We start from the raw sequence: 19,207 nt of genomic DNA on the forward strand, positions 1-19,207 counted from the left end.
TAATTGATTGTTATGCGGATGAAACTGAAAGTGATAATACCGGTCATGCTGATCAGCATCTCTGCCGGTATATTTGCATTTGCAAAGATAGGCGGTAAAGAAGACCCCCCCGGCAGGTATGAGGCCATTATCACCCTGGTAGGGCAGATACTCAAAGAAGGGCACTACCAGCCCAAGCCGATAGATGACAAATTCTCGAAGGAAGTATTTGCCAAATATCTGCGCAGCCTGGACGGCGAAAAGAAATTTTTCCTGAAAAGCGATATTGAGGCCCTGCGGACGTACGAAACACATGTGGACGACGAGCTGAACGGCGCCCCGCTTGACCTGTTCAACAAGACCAATGAAGTGATCCGCAAACGGGTAGTGGAAGTGGCCGCTGTTTACCCCGTCATCCTGGAGAAGCCGTTCGATTTCAACCAGAAGGAAACGGTGGTGATAGATCCCGAGTCTATGGACTGGCCGGCAGACAATGCCGGCCGTACAGAGGCCTGGCGCAAATCTCTCAAGTTCCGTACCCTGGAAAAATACGCGGAGCTGATAGAGCAGCGCGAGAAGGAGAAGAACGGCAAAACAGACGCGGCGCTGGAAGCGGAAGCCCGGCAAAAGGTGAAAAAGATCTATGACAAGTACTTTGACCGCCTGAAAAACCGCATGAAAGACGATGACCGTTTCTCCATGTACGTCAATGCCATCACCACCACGATGGACCCCCATACGGACTATATGCCGCCCATCGAGAAACGCTCTTTCCAGGAGCAGATGAGCGGGCGTTTTTACGGCATCGGCGCCCAGCTGCGGGAAGATGAAGGGCGTATCAAGATCGTGAGCATCGTGACCGGCAGCCCCAGCTGGAAAAACGGCAAGCTGAAGGCGGACGATGTGATCCTGAAGGTAGATACCACAGACATTGGCGGCTACGCGGTAGATGAGGCCGTTACCCTTATCCGCGGCCAGAAAGGCACGGAAGTGAAGCTGACGGTGAAAAGCATAGACGGTACCACCAAAACCGTATCCCTCATCCGTGACGAGATCAAGCTGGACGATACCTTTGCCAAATCTGCCATTATCAGCGGAGAGCACCGCATCGGCTATATTTACCTGCCCGAGTTCTATGCTGACTTTAACGACCGCCAGGGCGCGTTCTCTTATGACGACGTGGCGGAAGAAATAAAGAAACTGAAAGCGGAAAAAGTGGAAGGCATTATCCTGGACCTCCGCTTCAACGGCGGCGGCTCGCTGCCTGACGTGATCAAGATGGCCGGGCTGTTTGTGCCGGAAGGCACCATGGTGCAGGTACGCTCCCGCGGGGGAGATACCCAGCAGCAGAAAGACCGGGATAAAAGCGTGCAGTACGACGGGCCGCTGGCCATTATGGTGAACGAGTTCAGCGCCTCCGCTTCCGAAATTCTGGCGGCGGCCATGCAGGACTACAAGCGTGCCGTAGTGATCGGCAGCCCCTCCACCTTCGGGAAAGGCACCGTACAGCGCCTGCTTGACCTGGACAATTTTGTGAGGGGTGACCTGGGCGGCAGCCTCGGCGCCATCAAACTCACTGTACAGAAGTTTTACCGCGCCAGCGGCGGCTCCACGCAGCTGAAAGGTGTAGAATCCGATGTGGTGCTGCCTTCTCCGTATTATGAAGTAGGAGAGAAGAAAGACAAGGACGCCCTCAAATGGGACGTGATCCCGAAAGCGGACTTCACGCCCTGGTCAGACCCTGTAGACGTAACCACCCTGAAGCAGAAGAGCGCCTCCCGCGTGGCCAATAACGAAGCGTTCAAGATCATCAATGAAAATATAGCCACCCTCAAGAAGCTGGACGCGCAGAAGAACTACCCGCTAGACCTGGCCTCTTACAAGGCGGACCAGAAGAAGAACGCCGCCGCCCTCAAACGGTACGATGCGGTGAACGACAAGGTGAAAGACATCAATATTGCCAGCCTGAAGGCAGACCTGACCAAAATGGCGGGAGATACGGTGAAACTGGCCCGCAACAAGGATTGGCTGAAGGCCCGCGTGAAAGACGCTTACCTGAGTGAAGCGGTGAACGTGATGAACGATCTTATTATGCAGTCTTTCCCGAAGCTGAAGAATAATTATACCGAGGCCAACAGGCCCAAAGAACCGCGCTGATCAACTGATCGCTCATGATAGAAAAGAAGCGGGGAAACAATGTTGTTTCCCCGCTTCTTTTTATTTCTTTTCCAGCAGAATGTCTACCACTTTCCTGGTTTTCTTCACTTTCATTTTCTCCGGCACGCTGGCCAGTATTTCTTTCTTGAACGCCTCTATCACGCCTTGTTTGATGAAGTAGCGGTGGGTTACCAGGCTGATCTCCCGCACGGGCTCCGGCGCCTTGAAAAAGCGCACCATGTTCAGCTGTTTGGCGGAAAGGTCCTGCAGGGAAAGCTCCGGCAAAATGGTGTACCCTTCATTCAGCTCCACCATGCGTTTGAGCGTTTCCACGCTGCCGGTATTGTATTCCAGGTTCTTGAACTCGCCGCCGAGGCCAAACTTGTCCTGGCAGATGTTAAGCACCTGGTTGCGCATGCAATGCCCCTCATTCAGCAGCCAGATGTCTTTGCTGTCAAGGTCTTCCGGCAAAATCACCTTTTTCTCCGCCAGCTTGTGGCTCTTGGCCGCAAAGATCACGAAGGTCTCATAAAAGAGCGGGTGCTCTTCCAGGTGCGGATTATGCAGGGGCGTGGCCAGCAGCCCGCAGTCCAGCTGCTCCTGCCGCAGCAGTTGAATGATCTGCTCCGTGGAGTACTCCCATACTTCCAGCTTCACCTTGGGGTATTTTTTCATGAAGGCCGTGAGCACGCGGGGCAGCAGGTAGGGCGCCAGCGTGGGTATGATGCCTACTTTGAGGGTGCCCTGTATCTCCTTTTTCTGGTCTGCGATGATCTCCCGGATGCGCGCATTTTCCTTGAGAATGATGCGGGCCTGCGTAATAACGGCGGTGCCTATTTCAGTAGGCACTACCGGCAGTTTGCTGCGGTCGAATATTTTTACGCCCAGCTCGTCTTCCAGCTTCTGGATCTGCATGCTGAGCGTGGGCTGCGTTACGAAACACTTATCTGCGGCGGTCACGAAGCTGCGGTAGGTGTCTACCGCCACTACGTATTCGAGTTGTACGGTGGTCATTATTCCGGATTACGAATTAAAGGAAGTACGAAATTAGGGGAAATGAAGGGATAAATGGTAACAGGCGGATGACTGGTCGGGGGCTATTCGGGTTTTTCTATCCCCGGCGCCGCAAGATCGTATGCCGGGGCACTTTAGGAGCGCCGGCCTCAGAACTTCAGGGTAAAGTGCTGCTTCACCTTGAAATCGGGGCTGATGAACACCAGGCCTATGAAAAAGAGGTCTATGGTCAGGGTCACCGCCGGGTGTGCCTGAATGGTGGCCCAGGCGTTTTCCATGCCTTCCGTCCAGTGAATGTCATCAAAAATAAGCAGGGAGGAATGTTTCATTTTCGGCAGGCAATCCAGGAAATATTGCACCGTGGGGCCTTCGCGGTGGTTGCCGTCTATATACACCATGTCAGGCGCGGGGATGGCGGCCAGCACTTTTGCCAGCTCCGTATCAAAATTGCCGATGTACTGGTGAACGTTTTGCAGCCCCAGGCTGTCAAAATTGGCCCTGGCCCGGGCGGCAATGTTGGGGCAGCCTTCAATGGTATGTACCGTGGCGCCCGCGGTGGCCATATAGGCGGTAGAAAGGCCCATGGAGGTGCCCAGTTCCAGCACCGTGCCCGCGTTCAGGTGTTTGACCAGCCGGTAGAAGAGCTGCCCGTATTTGGCCGGTTTGGCGGCATGGCGCACTATATCGCGTATTTTGCGGGTATTGGTGGCGCCCATGAGGGAACCGGCGCCCAGGTCTGTTACTTCGATCACGTCAGCGCTGGCCAGCAGGCGGGTACGCAGGGCTTCCACGGCATCATACGCCGGCAGGTGGCCCCGGTGGTTCAGCACCTCCTCCAACAGGGTGTACACAAAGGGAGAATGCACATCGTGCCGGTTGCCGGCCCTGAAATAATACCGGATGTATTTTTTTGCCAATGCCGCCTGGTGCCGTAAACTCACTGCTAATAGATTTTTGCCTTGATCAATCCCCATTTATGCAGCCGGTGCTGCAAAGACACCCGCAGCACGCCCAGCCCGTAAATGCTGCTCCGTTTGAAGTTGATGCTGGAGGCCTCTTCAAAATATTTGGTAGGGCAGGTCACTTCGGCAATTTCAAAGCCTTTCATGAACACCTGGGATACCATTTCGTTGTCGAAAATAAAATCATCGCTATTGGCCATAAAATCAATGCTCCGGAGCACTTCCGCTGAAAATGCCCGGTAACCGGTATGGTATTCGCTCAGTTTCTGGCCAATGAGAATATTCTGGGTGAGGGTCAGGAAACGGTTGAAAATATATTTATACAACGGCATGCCGCCTTTCAGCGCGCCTTTGCCCAGGATGCGGGAGCCGAATACGGCGGGGTACACGTCGTTGGCAATGATACTGCTCATGGCCACGATCAGTTTGGGGGTATATTGGTAATCCGGGTGTACCATAATGACAATGTCCGCTCCCAGCTCCAGCGCCTTGTTGTAGCAGGATTTCTGGTTGCCGCCGTAGCCCTTGTTGGCATCGTGCCGTATAATGTGCTGAATGCCAAGCTGCCTGGCCACGCCAATGGTATCATCTTTACTGGCATCGTCTACCAGCACCACTTCATCCACCACGTCCATCGGTATTTCAAGGAAGGTTTTTTCAAGTGTTAAAGCGGCGTTGTAGGCAGGCAGTACCACCACCACCTTTTTGTTGTTCAGCATGAAACAAGGGCAATTTAGGCTGCAAAGGTATAAAAAAGTATAATGCGTGAGTACCCTTTTACGATTCTTATGATTATGCAGTAGAATTAATCATTATCTTTGTTCCTTGGGAATTTTTTGGCATTATATTTTCTTAAGGTTTTCTTAACATAAAAAAAAGGACATTCAAGCATGCTCAAGCTAATCAGATGGATGATGCCATTGTGGATGACAGGATTTGTGACACTGACTGCCTTTGCGCAGGACCCGGAGACTAAACCCCCGCAGCAGCCCCCGCTGCCGCAGGACATGAAGCCCGGACAGGTACGCACGGCAGACACCACTATCAAGAAGATCCTGGACGAACTGCAGAAAGTGGCTGACAGTGACCGGCAGAACGCAAAGAACATTGAAGAGCTTTCCCGCGGCCGGGACCTGGACAATAGCGCGAAGTACGACCTCATTAAGAACAACCTGATTTACGCGTCAGAAACCTACTATCTGCTGAACAAAAAGATCATTGACCTTAAATCCCGGACCACTACCAGCAACCTGGACGTGTTCATTACCTCGCTCAACAACCCGGAAAGCAAGGAACTGGGCTTTTCCCTGAGTGACAGGGTGGTGGAGCTGGTGGAAAAGATCATCCTCAAAGGAAAATCAGACAAGAACGAAAGGAACTCCAAGCTGGTGGAATCTACCAAATCCATCATCAACAGCCCTATTTTCAAGAGCTTTACCTCGCTTACGCCGCCCCTGGCCATTGCCAGCTCTGTGATGAACTTCCTGCACAGCGTAAGCCAGAGCAATAAAGCCATTAACCACAAGCTGCTGCAGGAGTTTGAAAAGGAACTGAACAAATACGTGATCTATTATACCGCCCTGAACGATGCCAACCAGAAGTTCGAGTTCGGGCTGAACTTTAACAAAGACCAGCTTTCCCTGCTGCAGGACAATATGTACGATCACCTGGCCTTTACCGCCAACGTGCTCAAAATGCCGCTGCCGGCCCGGGGTAACAAAACCATTGCAGAGTCGCTGAACGAATACTTTTTTGATTTCAGGAAAGAAAAGGTGATAGACTTCTTCAGCAAAATGGAGGAGAAATACACCGCGGGTAAAAAGATAGATTATGAGAAGCTGCTGCGCGAGAACCCGAACCTGAAAGAGGCCAACAACCAGCTGGAAGACCTTATTCTGCAAACCAAACGCTTTGAGAACCTGTATAATGAGTATTTCAGCCTGCTGGACTCCTATTATACCAAGGTGAACCACTCCCTGCGGCTGGCACAGGATAACGCCCTGGCAGACAAAGGCATTGTAGAGGCCAAACAGGCGGAGTTCCGCCAGCTGAAAGATGAAGCGGTGAAAGAGATACAGGCTTCCATCAATATGCGGGAGCTGACCATGAACGTGGAAAAAGTGAAATACCGGTACAGGATATTTTAGTCCGTTAAATAAACTGGAAACAACGGGTTACGGGAAGGCAAAGGCCTGAGCGTAGCCCGTTTTTCGTTCAGGTCGCTTCTTCCTCTTTTTTATCCTCGCTGCCCAGGCTGTGCGTCTCTTTGTTATACTGCCCCTCCAGTTCGTCCAGCACGGAGCCTTTCCATAATTTGGTGCCGGTGAAATAGGAGGCCCTGCCGATCATGTGCCCTGCCACCGGCGCGGTGAGGAACAGGAAGAAGATGATGGCCAGCACTTTGGTGCTGATGGAAATATCCGCAAAGAACACGGCCGCGGCGGCCAGCAGCAGCCCTATGCCCAGGGTGGCGGCCTTGATGGTAACAGAGAGGCGGAGGTAAAAATCAGGCATGCGCACAATGCCAATGGCGGCTATCAGTACGGTAATGCAGCCCAGGGTGCAGAGTATCATGATGAGTATATCGCTCATTTTTCTTCTTTTTTTTCCAGGTAATAAGAAAAGGCCACTGTGCCCAGGAAGGCGATCAGCGCCAGTATCATGGCATCGTCCAGGAAGGTGGATTGTTTGGTCATAATGCTGTAAATGGTGATAATACCAATACCGATGGTGATCATCAGATCCAGCGCTATCACCCTGTCTACAATGCTCGGGCCTTTGAAAAAGCGGTAGGCCACCAGTAGAACAGCCAGGCAGAGCATTGGTAAGATCACGTAAAACAGGTAGTTATTCAGGCTCATCGTAAAATATCTAGCAATCGTTTTTCCAATCCGCCCTTGATCTGCCGAACAAAGGCGTCTTTATCCGTGAGGTACATCACATGGATGTACACTACTTTTTTATCGTCGCTCACGTCCAGTATCAGCGTGCCGGGCGTAAGGGAAATAAGGTTGGCGAGAAAGGTGATCTCCAGGTCCGTTTTTGCATCCATCGGGTATTGCACAATGCCCGGTTTCATGAAGAACCGGGGAGTGATCACATCGTATGCCACCTGGAAGTTGGCGCGCAGCATTTCGTACAGAAAAAAGAAAACAAAGCTGATCACCGCCGGTACCCGGCTGAAATAGCGTTTCTGCTCATTGTCTGCCGTTACCAGCCAGAGGGTTATGTAACTGAGCAGGAAGCCGAACACGAAGTTGGGGAATACCAGCTCCCCGGTAAGCATCACCCAGATGAAGGTGAGCATGATGTTCAGTAATAGTTGTTTGATCATGATCTTCGCTGTTACGGTTTAATAATTTCACGGCCCAGCACTGCTTTGATGTAGGGGGCCGTGTCTTTCAGGTCTGCCGCAATTCTTTGAGACAGGGTAGCAATGTGTTCCGCGCAGAAGCCGATGTACAGGGACGCAATGGCCAGCATCACCACGGGTATTATCAGCACGGCGCGGTGGTAGCGCTTCATGGGCGCAAAGTCGTCTTCCGTGGCGGCTTCTTCCGCCGGCCGGTCTTTCCAGAACACGTCCGCCCACATTTTGGCGATCACGTACAGCGTTACAAAGCTGGCAATGATCATGGCTACCACCAGGTACCAGGCGTTTGGCGTGGCCAGGCCCTCCTGGAAGAGGTATATTTTGGGCCAGAAGCCGGAAAGGGGCGGAATGCCCACCAGTGAAAAGAACACAATGGCCATGAGGAAAGACAGCTTCGGGTAGTCCGCGTACAGGCCTCCCAGCTTGTCCATGTTCATGGTGCCGCGTATTTTGTAAATGATGCCGCTTACCAGGAAGAGATTCGTTTTGACAATGATATCGTGTATCAGGTAAAATATCACCCCGGCCAGCGCGGCCTGCGTATACATGCCCAGCCCGCCGATGAGGTACCCGATGTGGCAAACGATCAGGTAGGAGAACATCATCCGCATGTTGCGTTTGATAACGGCCCCGAAGGCGCCGGTGAGCAGGGTAAGGGTGGCTACCGCCATCAGCATGGTGCTGGTAAATTCATCCGGTATAAAAATGAGCGTGAACACCCGCAGCAGCGCATACACACCTACTTTGGTGAGCAGGCCGCCAAATATGGCGGCTATGGCGGAGGGCGGCGTATGATAAGAGGAGGGCAGCCAGAAGTAAAGCGGGAACACGGCGGATTTGATGCCGAAGCCCAGGAAGAACAGCAGCCCTGTTACGTTCACGAGGCCACGGTTATCGATCTCCGCCATTTTCAGGGAGAGGTCTGCCATGTTGAGGCTGCCCGTAAGCCCGTACAGGATGGCCACGGCGGTGAGGAACATCACGGAAGCCAGCAGGTTGAGCGTTACGTATTTGATGCCCCCTTCTATCTGCGGCTTTTTGCCGCCCAGCGTCATCAGCACAAAGGAAGAAATAATGATCACTTCGAACCATACATAGAGGTTGAAGATGTCTCCCGTCAGGAAAGCGCCATTGAGGCCCAGCAGCAGGAAGTGGAAGATGGGGAAGTAGCCGTATTGTATACGGTGGCGGCTGATGCCTACGGAAGAGAAAATGCAGACGGCCAGGCCCGCCATGCCGGCCAGCAGTACCATGGTGCTGCTGAACACGTCAGATACGAAGGTGATGCCGAAGGGCGCCTGCCAGTTGCCCGCCTGCATGGTGAGGTAACCGGTGCGCCATGTTTTGATGAACAACCCGATGCTGAGGCCCAGCACCAGTAAACTTCCCAATACGCTGATGTACCGCTGTATCTGCACTTTTCTCCAGAAAAAGATCAGCAGCACGGCAATGGCCAGATGGGCAATGATCGGTAAAATGATGTAGTTATCTGTCATATGTCGGTATCGGGTGTATTAAGATCGTTCAGGTCGTCCGTTTGGATCAGCACGTATACTCTTTTCAACAGCACAATGGCAAAAGACTGCAGGCCGAAGCTGATCACAATGGCCGTCAGTATCAGGGATTGCGGGATAGGGTCTGCATACAGGCCGCTGAGTATTTTTTCACCTTCGCCGATAATGGGCGGTTTGCCTTTGGTGATGCCCCCCAGCAGGAAAATGAGCATGTTGGCGCCGTTGCCCAGCAGGATGAGCCCTATCAGCAACTTCACCATACTGCGGCGCAGCATCATGTAAATGCCGGTAGCGTACAGTATGCCTATCAATATAATCAGCAATAACTCCATACTTAAAGAATGTTTTCGGAAATGTTGAAAAGAATGGTGAGCGTAATGCCGATCACCACAAAATAAACCCCGATGTCAAAGAACAGGGGGGTGCCTACCAGGCCAATAATGGGCACGGGCGCGGAGAACCAGAGGGCCGTCATGAACGGCTGGCCGGCAAATACCGGCGCCAGCCCGCTGAGCAGGGATACGGCCAGGCCTACCGGAATGAGCGCGCCGGGCGGGTAGCGCAGCAGCTTGCGGGTATTTTCCAGCTGGTTCGCAAATGCGTGCAGCATAAAAGCAATGGACGCGATCAGTCCCCCTACGAAACCTCCGCCGGGGTTGTAGTGCCCCCGCAGCAGGATGAAAACAGAAAATAATAACAGCAACGGCAGCAGGTAATTGGATGCCGTTCTCAGGATAACGCTTTTCATACCTATTCTTTTTCGGATGAACTGATTCTTAGTTTAAGCAGGCTGTACACGCCCAGCGCGGCAATTACCAGTACGGTAATTTCTACCATGGTGTCAAACCCGCGGAAGTCTACCAGCATTACGTTGACCACATTTTTGCCTTTGGCCAGCAGGTATGCGTTCTCTGCATAGAAACGGCTGGTTTCCTTGTTGGTAGGCTCGTTCATCACTTCCAGCGCTATGATGGCAATGAGCACGCCGAACAGGCCGGATATGATGGAATCCCTGACAATCACCTTCCGGTCATTGATCCGCAAAAAGCGGGGCAGCCGGAACAGTACCAGTACAAACAGCACTACGGTGAGCGTGTCTATGGTGAACTGCGTCATGGCCAGGTCCGGCGCGGAATAGATCACGAACAGGATACAGATGCAATACCCTACCACGCTCATGCTGGCCACCGCGGTGATGCGAGAGGAGGTAGACACCGTTTTCCATATGGCGAACAGGATGATGCCGAATACCGTCAGGTCATATACCGTAATGGGCGCCACGTTGGTGCGGATGTCGAAGTAGAGGTGTACCCCTGTGATGAGCTTGTAGGCCAGCAATACGGTGATGAAAATAATGATGATGTGAACGTAGGAGCGCAGGTTGCCGTTGTGTAGCCGGTTGGTATACCAGGTGGAAAAACGGGAGAAGCCCCTGGCGCTCCGCACTACCAGCGTTTCCGGGCTGAGGCTGGCAAAACGGTCTACCGCCAGCTGGTGCCTGGCGGAAGGCATGCGTATAAAATACAAGGCGAAGCCCGCGGCCAGCGTAACCCCGCTCAGCAGCAGCACCACGTTGAACCCGTGCCATATTTTGAGGGGAGCGGGGGAGACTGCGCCCAGCGCCTGCACAACCGGCTGTACCAGCGAGGCGTCCGCAAGCGCGGGTATCATGCCGTACAGCAGGCCCAGCGTGGCCAGGATGAGCGGCGGCACCCACAGCCGGAGGTCCGGCAGGTGTACGGAGCGGAAGCCTTCCGGCAGCCGCCCCGCAAAAGGGCGGATGCCCGCCTGGAAACCGGCGTACAATACGAGTATGTTGGTCAGCACAGCAATGCCGGTGAGTATATAGCCATAGGCCGGCGCATGCAGGGTGGCTTCGTATATCAGGTCTTTGCCAATAAAACCGAAGGTGAGCGGCAGGCCCGCGCTGGAAAGGGCGGCCAGCATGCCGGCTGCGGCCACGGGCAGCATTACTTTGCGGAGGCCGCGCAGGATGGTCACGTCGCGGGTGCCGGTCTCATGGTCCAGTATGCCGGCCACCAGGAAGAGGGCGGCCTTGTACAGCGCATGCACCAGTATGAATACGGCCGCGGCCGCCATGGCTTCCGCCGTGCCCACGCCCAGCAGAAATACCAGCGTGCCCAGCGCGGCAATGGTGGAATAGGCCAGTATGCCCTTCAGGTCTGTACGCTGAATGGCGTGCCAGGCGCTGTACAGCATGGTGATGGCGCCTGCAATGAGCAGCGTGGTGTTCCAGTACGGATGCCCGCCCAATACCGGTGTGAACCGGGCCAGCAGGTACACGCCCGCTTTCACCATGGTGGCGGAATGCAGGTAGGCGGATACCGGCGTGGGCGCTTTCATGGCGCCGGGCAGCCAGAAGTGGAAAGGGAACTGCGCTGATTTGGTAAAGGCGCCGCCGAACAGGAAAAAAAGCACCCATCCATACCAGGCATGGCCTTTCAGCATCTCTGCGCTGGACAGCATGGCGGAAATGGAGTACCCGCCGGCCAGCGTGCCCAGCAACACAAAACCCGTCATCAGCAGAAAGCCGCCCCCGCCGGTAATGGCCAGGGCCATCAGCGAGTTACGGCGGGAGGCCGGGTCATCGTTATTAAAACCGATCAGGAAAAAAGAAGTGATGCTGGTCAGCTCCCAGAACACAAAGAGCAGCATGACATTGTCTGACAATACCAGCCCCAGCATGGACGCCATAAAGAGGCTGAGGTAACAATAGAACCGGTCCAGGTAACGGTGCCCCTTCAGGTAATAGGACGCATACGCGAACACCAGTGTGCCAATGCCCGTTATGAGCAGGCTGAACAGCAGGGAAAGCCCGTCTAGCTTGAAATTAAGGTCAATGCCCATAGAGGGTATCCACCGGTAGCTGAAGAGTAACGGCTGCGTTTGTACGGCCGGCAGCATGCCTAGGAAATAGGCAAAAAGACTTAAAGGTAACAGGGTGGTGAGCACCGCAGGCTTTCCCTTCACATACTTGCCAAAAAGCAGCACAAGCATCGCAAACAAAAACCCGGAAAGCACAGCAGATATCATTAACAACGGTTTTGGTGATGGTGCTAAATATAGCAAAAGAGCGGCAGAACGCGGCAGGATCGCAGAAAAAATGTGTGATTTTTTTTAAGAACGGGCGTGAAAATCAGCAGCGTGTTATTAAAAGAGATGGATGTGTATTAATATTATGTATCCTTTTGCACAGGGCACAAAAATGACCGGTTAAAATGTGGCGGCATGTCCCTTGCACAAGGAAATTTTATCCCAAATCAATTTTATTTCTTACTTTTTCGCCACTACGAGTTCAGTATGAGTGCCACCTTTTCACAACACGTCGATAACTGGTATGCATTGTTCCATGTTCACCTGGTGCGCCTGGCCTTACGCTGGGGCTATGGTGATGAAGAAAGCAGGGACCTGGTGCAGCAGTTTTTTCTTGACCTGTTGCAGAAAAACCTGGAGCCTGCCGCCATTCAGCACCCTAAAGCCTTTCTGACCAGCGCCTTCAGCCGCCGCCTCATAGACCACTACCGCAGCGCCCGCCACCGCAAAAAGCAGGAAGAGATGGCGCCTGTTGCCGGTTATGAACCTTCCGTGCTGGAAAGCCTGGTGCAGGTGCAGGCCAATGAAGAGCTGATGGCCGCCATCAGGGGCGCTTACAGCCGCCTGCCGGCCCGCTGCCGGAAGGTGATACAGCTCAAGTATTACGAAGGCCTTACTACAGAACAAATTGCGGAGCGCACCGGCCTGCACGCCAGAACGGTGTACAACAACCTCTACGAGGCCATCAAAGCCCTCCGCCAGGAACTGCACAAAACGCACCCCCGCCTGAAATTTGCCGCGGTTTTCTCCCTGCTGCCGCTGTTGTAGGGGCTGCCTGTTGCGCATGGTTTTTCCCGCCCGGCCGTTGCAAAGGCTTCTTTTTTCTTGCCACCTGCCCCGCAGCTTCACCAAAGCAACAAGCACCGCACCTGGTACCCCTCTTTTTCTCCTTCAGCAAAAAAAGTTCAAGAAAAGTTGGTAAACCGGCGGCCCCCATCCGTCTTTATATTAAAACAGGTACGTATGCCGGATCGTTTTGAGCTTGAGCAACTGGTTATTGACGATTCTTTCATCAGCTATTGTTTCCGGAGAAACGAAGCAGACATTCTTTTCTGGGAGAACTACCTCCGCCAGCATCCGGAGGAGGCCGCCACCATGGCGGAAGCGCGGGAACTGGTAATGGGCATCACCCTCATGCTGCAACAGGAGCCGGCAGAAGAAAACCCGGCCGCCCCGGTGGTGCCGCTGCGCGCCGGCAGCCTGAAAAAGATCATGGCCATAGCGGCGTCCGTAGTGCTGGTGGGAGCCGCCGCCTTTTTCCTGTTTAAACCCGGCACCACCACCGCCCCCGGTATTGCGCAGGCCGCGGAAGAGCAGCTGGTATACCTCACGGCCATGGCGGAAAAGAAAACTGTACGCCTGCCAGACAGTTCCACGGTGATCCTGAACGCCGGCTCCAAACTGACCGTAAACAAAGCTTTTGGCCGGGAAAACCGCAGCGTTTGCCTGAAGGGGGAAGCCCTCTTCCAGGTAGAGCCCAATGCCGGCCTGCCTTTTATTGTAAAGGTGGAAGGGTATGATGTGAAGGTGCTCGGTACCGTGTTCAACGTAAAAGCCTACCCCGAAGAGAAAAAAAGCGAAACATCGCTGATCAGCGGCAAAGTGGAAATTTACCTGCGCCACGGGGTTACGGCCTATAAAGTGCTGAAGCCCAGGGAAAAATTCGTGATCCGCAAAGACATCCGGCCGGTAGACGCCGCAGGGGAGGCCAAAAACAGCAAAAGTGCCCGCGTGGCGGACGTATTGCCCCTGTCCTACAACCGCAAGAACGTGAACCTGGAAACCGCCTGGTCAGAGAACCGGCTGGTGTTTGAAGATGAGGCCTTCGGGGAAATGCGGGTAAAACTGGAGCGCTGGTTTGATGTCAATATCGTGTTTGAAGACCAAATGATCGAACAATACCGCTTTACGGCCACTTTTGAAAAAGAAAACATAGTACAGGTTATGAAAGCGCTGCAGGCGTCCTATCCGTTTACCTGCCGCATAGAAGGAAAAACCGTTAAAATAAGTCATCAGCATTCACGTCGTTAGCAACGTTCCGACATAAAAAAGGGAAAGAACAACTGGTACTTGTTCTCTCCCGGTTAAAAACAGGAGCATGTTGTGCATAGGATACCTATGCCCGGTTGCTCCGTATTCCTAACATTAAAACGTACTCTAAGGTATGAAAAACACCCGTATTAAACTGCCCTCCAAAAGGACGTTTAAAAAGATTCTACTTATGAAACTGACAATTGTATTGTTGCTCTTCACTACATTGCAGGTTACCGCGTATGAAGGAAACTCGCAAGACAGGGTCAGCGTGGATTTCCGGAATACGAAACTTACCCGGGCGTTGAAAGAAGTGGAGCGGAAAACACAGTACCGCTTTGTGTTCAGCAACCAGGTGCTGGACGAGCACGTGAAAATAACGGTAGGTGCTACCGATATGCCTGTAATGGACCTGCTCAAAAAAATGCTGACGGGTACCGGGCTGGTATTTAACCAGATGGAGAACAACCTGGTGGTGATCAAGCGGGAAGAAGCGCCTGCCGGCACCATTGTGGTAAAAGGCCGCGTAACAGACCTCAAGGGAGAGCCCCTGCCCGGCGTAAGCATCATGAGCGGCCCCCGCAGCGGCACCGTTACCAACGAGAACGGAGAGTACCAGTTGCGGGTAGACGAAAAGGCCACGCTCACTTTCAGCTATATCGGCTATGCCCCGCAAACCATTGCTGTCAACGGGCAAACCACCATCAACGTTACGTTAAGCATCAGTGAAGACACGGAGCTGGGAGAAATTGTGGTGGTAGGCTACGGTACTGTTGCAAAAAGAGACCTCACCAGCGCCGTGAGCAAGCTGGGGCAGAAAGACCTCATTGCCGGCGCCGTATCCCCGCTGCTGGCCATCCAGGGCAAGGTACCCGGCCTGTCTGTTATTTCCAGCAACGGCACAGATCCCAACGCCGGCGTTTCCCTGCAGCTGCGCGGCGTGAACTCCATCAACGCCACCCAGGGCCCGCTGGTGGTCATTGACGGCATCCCCGGCGGCAGCATCAACTCCGTGGTAAAAGAAGACATTGAATCCATCAACGTGCTCAGAGATGCCTCCGCCGCGGCTATTTACGGTACCCGCGCCTCCGGCGGCGTTATTCTCATCACCACCAAAAAAGCAAAAGCAGGGCAGGTAAGCGTGGGCTTCACCAGTGAGCTTTTCCTCGAAACCATCCGCCGCCGCCCGGAGTCACTCAACGCCAACGAGTTCCTGGCCAATAAAATGGGCACGGACTTCGGCCATAAAACAGACTGGTACAACGAAGTCACCAACCAGTCTCCCATCAGCCAGCGTTACGTGCTCAACCTCAACGGCGGTACGGAGAACGCGCAGATCTATTCCTCCTTTATGGTGAGAGACGCAGTGGGCATGGCCGTAGAGTCCCGGAGAAAAGAGGTGGCCGGCCGCATCAACTCCAGTTTCCGCTTCCTCAACGGGCTGGCGGAATTGAGCACCAACATCAGCTACCTGCAGGCCAATGCCAGCTTCAGCAACAACGATATTTTCAACATGGCCCTGGTGATGAACCCCACAGAGTCTCCCTACAACGCCAGCGATGTAACGGGGTATAACGTGCTCACCGGCGGCTACGACTATTTCAACCCGCTGGCGGAAGTAAAGCTGCGGAAAGATGAAGGGCAGTACAAATACCTGCTGGCCAGCACTACGCTGAAGCTCAACATCACCAAAGACCTGTATGCTTCCGGTATGGTGGCCATCAAAAACAATACGGAACACAAGAACTTCTACCGCTCTTCCCAGCACCGCATTTCCCGCAACGACAAGGTAGACGGCAACGCCAGCCAGGAATACAAACGCTGGGACGACCGCACGCTGGAACTGACGCTGAACTATAACAAAGATTTTGGCCGCCACCGCATCAACGCCGTTGGCGGCTATACCTACCAGGATTTCAACGGCCAGGGTTTCAACGCCGGCAACTCCAACTTCCCGGTAGACGGGGTGGAAGACAACAGCATGGGCACCGGCACCTGGCTGGCAGACGGGCGCGCCACCATGGGCTCCTGGAGAGACCCTTCCGTGAAGCTCATCGCTTTCTTCGGCCGGTTGAATTATTCTTTTAAAGACCGGTATATGCTCACCGCCTCGCTCCGCCACGAAGGCTCCTCCAAATTCGCCAAAGGCAACCAGTGGGGCAACTTCCCCGGTATTTCCGCCGCATGGCGCATTTCAGAAGAATCTTTCCTGAAAAACTCCCGCTTTGTGAATGACCTCAAGCTGCGCGGCGGCTATGGCGCCACGGGCAACGAAGGCTTCAACGCCAACGTGGCCACGCGCATGTACGGTGCGGATACCTGGTGGCTGGTGAACGGTGTGTGGATGCGTACCTACGGCGTGCTGCACAACCAGAACCCCAACATCCGCTGGGAAGTGAAAAAAGAATACAACCTCGGCCTGGACTTCGCATTGTTCAATAACCGCCTTTCCGGCCGCTTTGATGTGTATAAACGCAAGGTGGAAGACATGATCTACGACGTAAGCGTTTCCCAGCCCCCGGCCATTCACGACAAAACGTCCGTGAACGTGGGCAACATGGAAAACAAGGGATACGAATTTGAACTGAACTGGAACGCCGTGCGCAACGATCAGTGGAACTATACCACCGGCATTGTGGCATCCAGCAACCGCAGCACGCTCACCACGCTCAACGGCGGGCAGACCTTTGCGGACCGCAAATCTTTTCCCGCGCCCGGCAGCCCCGGTACCGCCGTGCGCCTGTACCCTGGTGAAGACATCGGCCAGTTCTTCATCTGGCGCTTTGCGGGCTTTACCGAAGAAGGCAACTGGATGCTGTACGACAAAACCGGCAAACCCTTTGACGTAACCCAGCAGGCCAAGAAGATAGAAGACAAGGCATTTGTAGGCAACGCCATCCCCAAGATCATTCTTTCCTGGAACCACTCCCTCACCTGGAAAAACTTTGACGCGTCTGTTTACCTCCGCAGCTGGATAGGGCACGATGTGTTCAACATGATCAACATGTACTACAGCCTGCCTAAAATAAACGGGCAAAACGTACTGCGCGATGCTTTCGGGAAACACAAAGACGTGAAAGGGGAAAAAGAGCTGTCTGACTACTGGCTGGAGAAAGGCACCTTCGTAAAAATGGACGCCCTCAGCATCGGCTATACCTTCAACCAGCAGCGGCTCAAACCGCTGAAAGGCCTGCGCCTCTATGCCACCGTGAGAGACCTGTTCGTGATCACCAAATACAGCGGCCTTGACCCGGAAGTGAACATCAACGGGCTGGACCCCGGTTTTGAAGAACGGAACGTATATCCTGAAACCCGCACCTTCATGTTTGGCCTGCAGGCAAACTTCTAAAACTCGCAACTATGAAAAAGATAATAGGCATCAACATACTCACAGCCGCGCTGATACTGGGCGCCGGCTGCACCAAACTGGACCAGACCTTTTATGACAAGGTAACGCCGGAAACGTTCTTCAAGAGCGAAAAAGACATCAAGGCGGCGCTATACCGCCCCTTTACACATGCCCGCTGGTACATGGGCGCAGACCGCTGGAACCTGCAGGAGTACACGGCAGACCATTTTGCCATTACCACCAAAGGCCGCCACTGGTACAACGGAGGGGAAAACGAACGCTTCCACTACCACCGCTGGACGCCGGATGACAACTGGGTATGGGGCACCTGGCGCGGTACGCTCATGGGCGTGGCCCTCGCGCTGGACGCCAAGAGCGACCTGGAGAAGCTGGACTACACAAAGTTTGCGCTCACCCAGGCAGATAAAGACGATCATGTGAACCAGCTCAATACGCTCATTGCCTACTTCTACCTGCGCGGCCTGGACTATTTTGGCGGCCTGCCGGTATTTGAAACGCTGGAAGGCGAATCCCTGCCCCGCAACACAGACAAGGAAACGTTTGACCACATCGAAAAGCTGCTCAAAACCGCGGTGGAAAAACTGCCGAAGAAAAAAGCGGGCGATGCGGAGGAAGGAGCGCTGCGCCAGGCCGCGGCCGCTACGTTGCTGGCACAGTTGTACTTTAACGCGGAAGCATACATCAACAAACCGATGTTTGCCGAATGTAAAAAGCTCTGTGAGGACATACTGGCCAAACAGTACGGAGATTATAGCCTGGACCCCACCTGGTACGGGCCGCATTCTTTTACCAACAACAAATCGCCGGAAATTATCTGGTCTATCCCCTCTGAATTTAACAAGCTGCAGTACGACTGGTTTTATGCTACCTTTTATCATTATAACACCAATAAGTATTTTGACATGGACGGTGGCGCCAACAACGGCGCGCACCTGCAGCCTTCGCAAAAGCCAACAGGGGAGTCTTATACGGCAGATTTCAGGCTGGGTGCCCCCTACGGCAGGTTCAATGATCAGGACCTCCGCAAAAAGCCTTACAAATACCTGGGCAGCGGCCGGTACGAAGGCATGTTCATTATAGGCCCGCACGTTACGCCCGCGGGTGCGGCCATTACCGGCGGGGAAGAATACAAAGGCCTGCCGCTGGTGTTTGTAGACCAGGTGGCGCGCTTCTCGGAAGTGGGGCCTGACGAGCGGTACAAATCCATTGCGGAGCTGCCTTCCAAAATGTCTGAAGGCGAAGAGAATACCGGCGCGCGCCTCGTCAAAGTGCCGATGCCCAACAATGCGGACAAAAGCCTGCGCTGGGGGGCGGACAACCCCGCCATCCGTTTAACGGAAATACAGTACATGCTGGCGGAATGCCTGCTGCGCGACGGAGATAAAGGTACTGCGGCCACGCTCATCAACGCCGTCAGGAAACGCAACTTTACCAACGGCGCAGACCCTGACCCCGTAACCGTAGATAACCTGGACGAGTACCGTATGCTGGACGAGTGGGGTGTTGAGTTCCTGGGCGAAGGCCGCCGCAGAACAGACCTCATCCGCTGGAAGAAATTCACCACGGGCACCTGGTGGGACCATGCGCCCTCCGCGCCGCACTTCAACCGGTTCCCGGTGCCCACGCAGGCCATATCAGGGAACAATAACCTGCAACAGAACGAAGGATATTAAAACGAAGTGTTGATGACTTG

General features: G+C 53.9%; 16 protein-coding genes. 6 read left to right on the forward strand and 10 right to left on the reverse strand.

What is annotated here, in order from left to right:
* The first annotated feature begins 12 nt into the window (after positions 1-12).
* Complete coding sequence (locus tag D3A97_RS13535) at positions 13-2,136, forward strand: carboxy terminal-processing peptidase (RefSeq protein ID WP_119079023.1); 2,124 nt, start codon at positions 13-15, stop codon at positions 2,134-2,136.
* Between the two features lie 60 nt (positions 2,137-2,196).
* Here the strand turns inward: D3A97_RS13535 and D3A97_RS13540 are convergent, their stop codons facing one another.
* The 3 genes from D3A97_RS13540 to D3A97_RS13550 all read right to left on the reverse strand — a co-directional run bounded on the left by D3A97_RS13540 (position 2,197) and on the right by D3A97_RS13550 (position 4,831).
* Positions 2,197-3,150: a hydrogen peroxide-inducible genes activator gene (locus tag D3A97_RS13540; protein ID WP_119079024.1), complete on the reverse strand. Its 954-nt coding sequence runs from the start codon at positions 3,148-3,150 to the stop codon at positions 2,197-2,199.
* Between the two features lie 149 nt (positions 3,151-3,299).
* Positions 3,300-4,091: an O-methyltransferase gene (locus D3A97_RS13545; RefSeq protein ID WP_232825962.1), complete on the reverse strand. Its 792-nt coding sequence runs from the start codon at positions 4,089-4,091 to the stop codon at positions 3,300-3,302.
* Positions 4,092-4,093: 2 nt separating this feature from the next.
* The gene (locus D3A97_RS13550; protein WP_119079026.1) at positions 4,094-4,831 is read right to left on the reverse strand and encodes a glycosyltransferase family 2 protein; all 738 of its coding nucleotides are present in this window, start codon (positions 4,829-4,831) and stop codon (positions 4,094-4,096) included.
* A gap of 171 nt (positions 4,832-5,002) precedes the next feature.
* Here D3A97_RS13550 and D3A97_RS13555 point away from each other — a divergent pair, with 171 nt between their 5' ends.
* A complete protein-coding gene (locus tag D3A97_RS13555) occupies positions 5,003-6,259 on the forward strand; it encodes a hypothetical protein (protein WP_157986533.1) in 1,257 nt (418 codons plus the stop codon).
* Between the two features lie 67 nt (positions 6,260-6,326).
* Here the strand turns inward: D3A97_RS13555 and mnhG are convergent, their stop codons facing one another.
* From mnhG to D3A97_RS13590, 7 genes are read right to left on the reverse strand one after another with little or no spacing between them, the layout of a single operon-like run.
* Positions 6,327-6,704 (reverse strand): monovalent cation/H(+) antiporter subunit G, encoded by a 378-nt coding sequence (mnhG, locus tag D3A97_RS13560; protein WP_119079028.1) that lies wholly within the window; start codon positions 6,702-6,704, stop codon positions 6,327-6,329.
* A complete protein-coding gene (locus D3A97_RS13565; RefSeq protein ID WP_119079029.1) occupies positions 6,701-6,973 on the reverse strand; it encodes a cation:proton antiporter in 273 nt (90 codons plus the stop codon). Before D3A97_RS13565 ends, mnhG begins: the two co-directional genes overlap by 4 nt.
* Positions 6,970-7,446, reverse strand: coding sequence for a Na+/H+ antiporter subunit E (locus D3A97_RS13570; protein ID WP_119079030.1), 477 nt, complete (start codon positions 7,444-7,446; stop codon positions 6,970-6,972). The genes D3A97_RS13565 and D3A97_RS13570 overlap by 4 nt, the downstream gene beginning before the upstream one ends.
* A gap of 11 nt (positions 7,447-7,457) precedes the next feature.
* Entirely contained in the window at positions 7,458-8,981 is a 1,524-nt protein-coding gene (locus D3A97_RS13575; RefSeq protein WP_119079031.1) for a proton-conducting transporter transmembrane domain-containing protein, read from the reverse strand.
* The gene (locus tag D3A97_RS13580; protein WP_119079032.1) at positions 8,978-9,331 is read right to left on the reverse strand and encodes a Na+/H+ antiporter subunit C; all 354 of its coding nucleotides are present in this window, start codon (positions 9,329-9,331) and stop codon (positions 8,978-8,980) included. The genes D3A97_RS13575 and D3A97_RS13580 overlap by 4 nt, the downstream gene beginning before the upstream one ends.
* Positions 9,332-9,333: 2 nt before the next feature.
* Entirely contained in the window at positions 9,334-9,747 is a 414-nt protein-coding gene (locus D3A97_RS13585) for a Na+/H+ antiporter subunit B (protein WP_119079033.1), read from the reverse strand.
* A gap of 2 nt (positions 9,748-9,749) precedes the next feature.
* A complete protein-coding gene (locus tag D3A97_RS13590; protein WP_119079034.1) occupies positions 9,750-12,053 on the reverse strand; it encodes a putative monovalent cation/H+ antiporter subunit A in 2,304 nt (767 codons plus the stop codon).
* A 267-nt stretch (positions 12,054-12,320) separates the two neighbouring features.
* Here D3A97_RS13590 and D3A97_RS13595 point away from each other — a divergent pair, with 267 nt between their 5' ends.
* From D3A97_RS13595 to D3A97_RS13610, 4 genes are all read left to right on the forward strand, one after another.
* A complete protein-coding gene (locus D3A97_RS13595) occupies positions 12,321-12,881 on the forward strand; it encodes an RNA polymerase sigma factor (protein WP_157986534.1) in 561 nt (186 codons plus the stop codon).
* 195 nt (positions 12,882-13,076) lie between these two features.
* Positions 13,077-14,144, forward strand: a complete 1,068-nt coding sequence (locus D3A97_RS13600; RefSeq protein ID WP_119079036.1) for a FecR family protein — start codon at positions 13,077-13,079, stop codon at positions 14,142-14,144.
* A 190-nt stretch (positions 14,145-14,334) separates the two neighbouring features.
* Entirely contained in the window at positions 14,335-17,493 is a 3,159-nt protein-coding gene (locus D3A97_RS13605) for a SusC/RagA family TonB-linked outer membrane protein (RefSeq protein WP_198673984.1), read from the forward strand.
* 11 nt (positions 17,494-17,504) lie between these two features.
* The gene (locus tag D3A97_RS13610; protein ID WP_119079037.1) at positions 17,505-19,187 is read left to right on the forward strand and encodes a RagB/SusD family nutrient uptake outer membrane protein; all 1,683 of its coding nucleotides are present in this window, start codon (positions 17,505-17,507) and stop codon (positions 19,185-19,187) included.
* Positions 19,188-19,207: the final 20 nt, after the last annotated feature.

This window comes from Chitinophaga alhagiae, assembly GCF_003568665.1.
Classification (GTDB): Bacteria; Bacteroidota; Bacteroidia; order Chitinophagales; family Chitinophagaceae; genus Chitinophaga; species Chitinophaga alhagiae.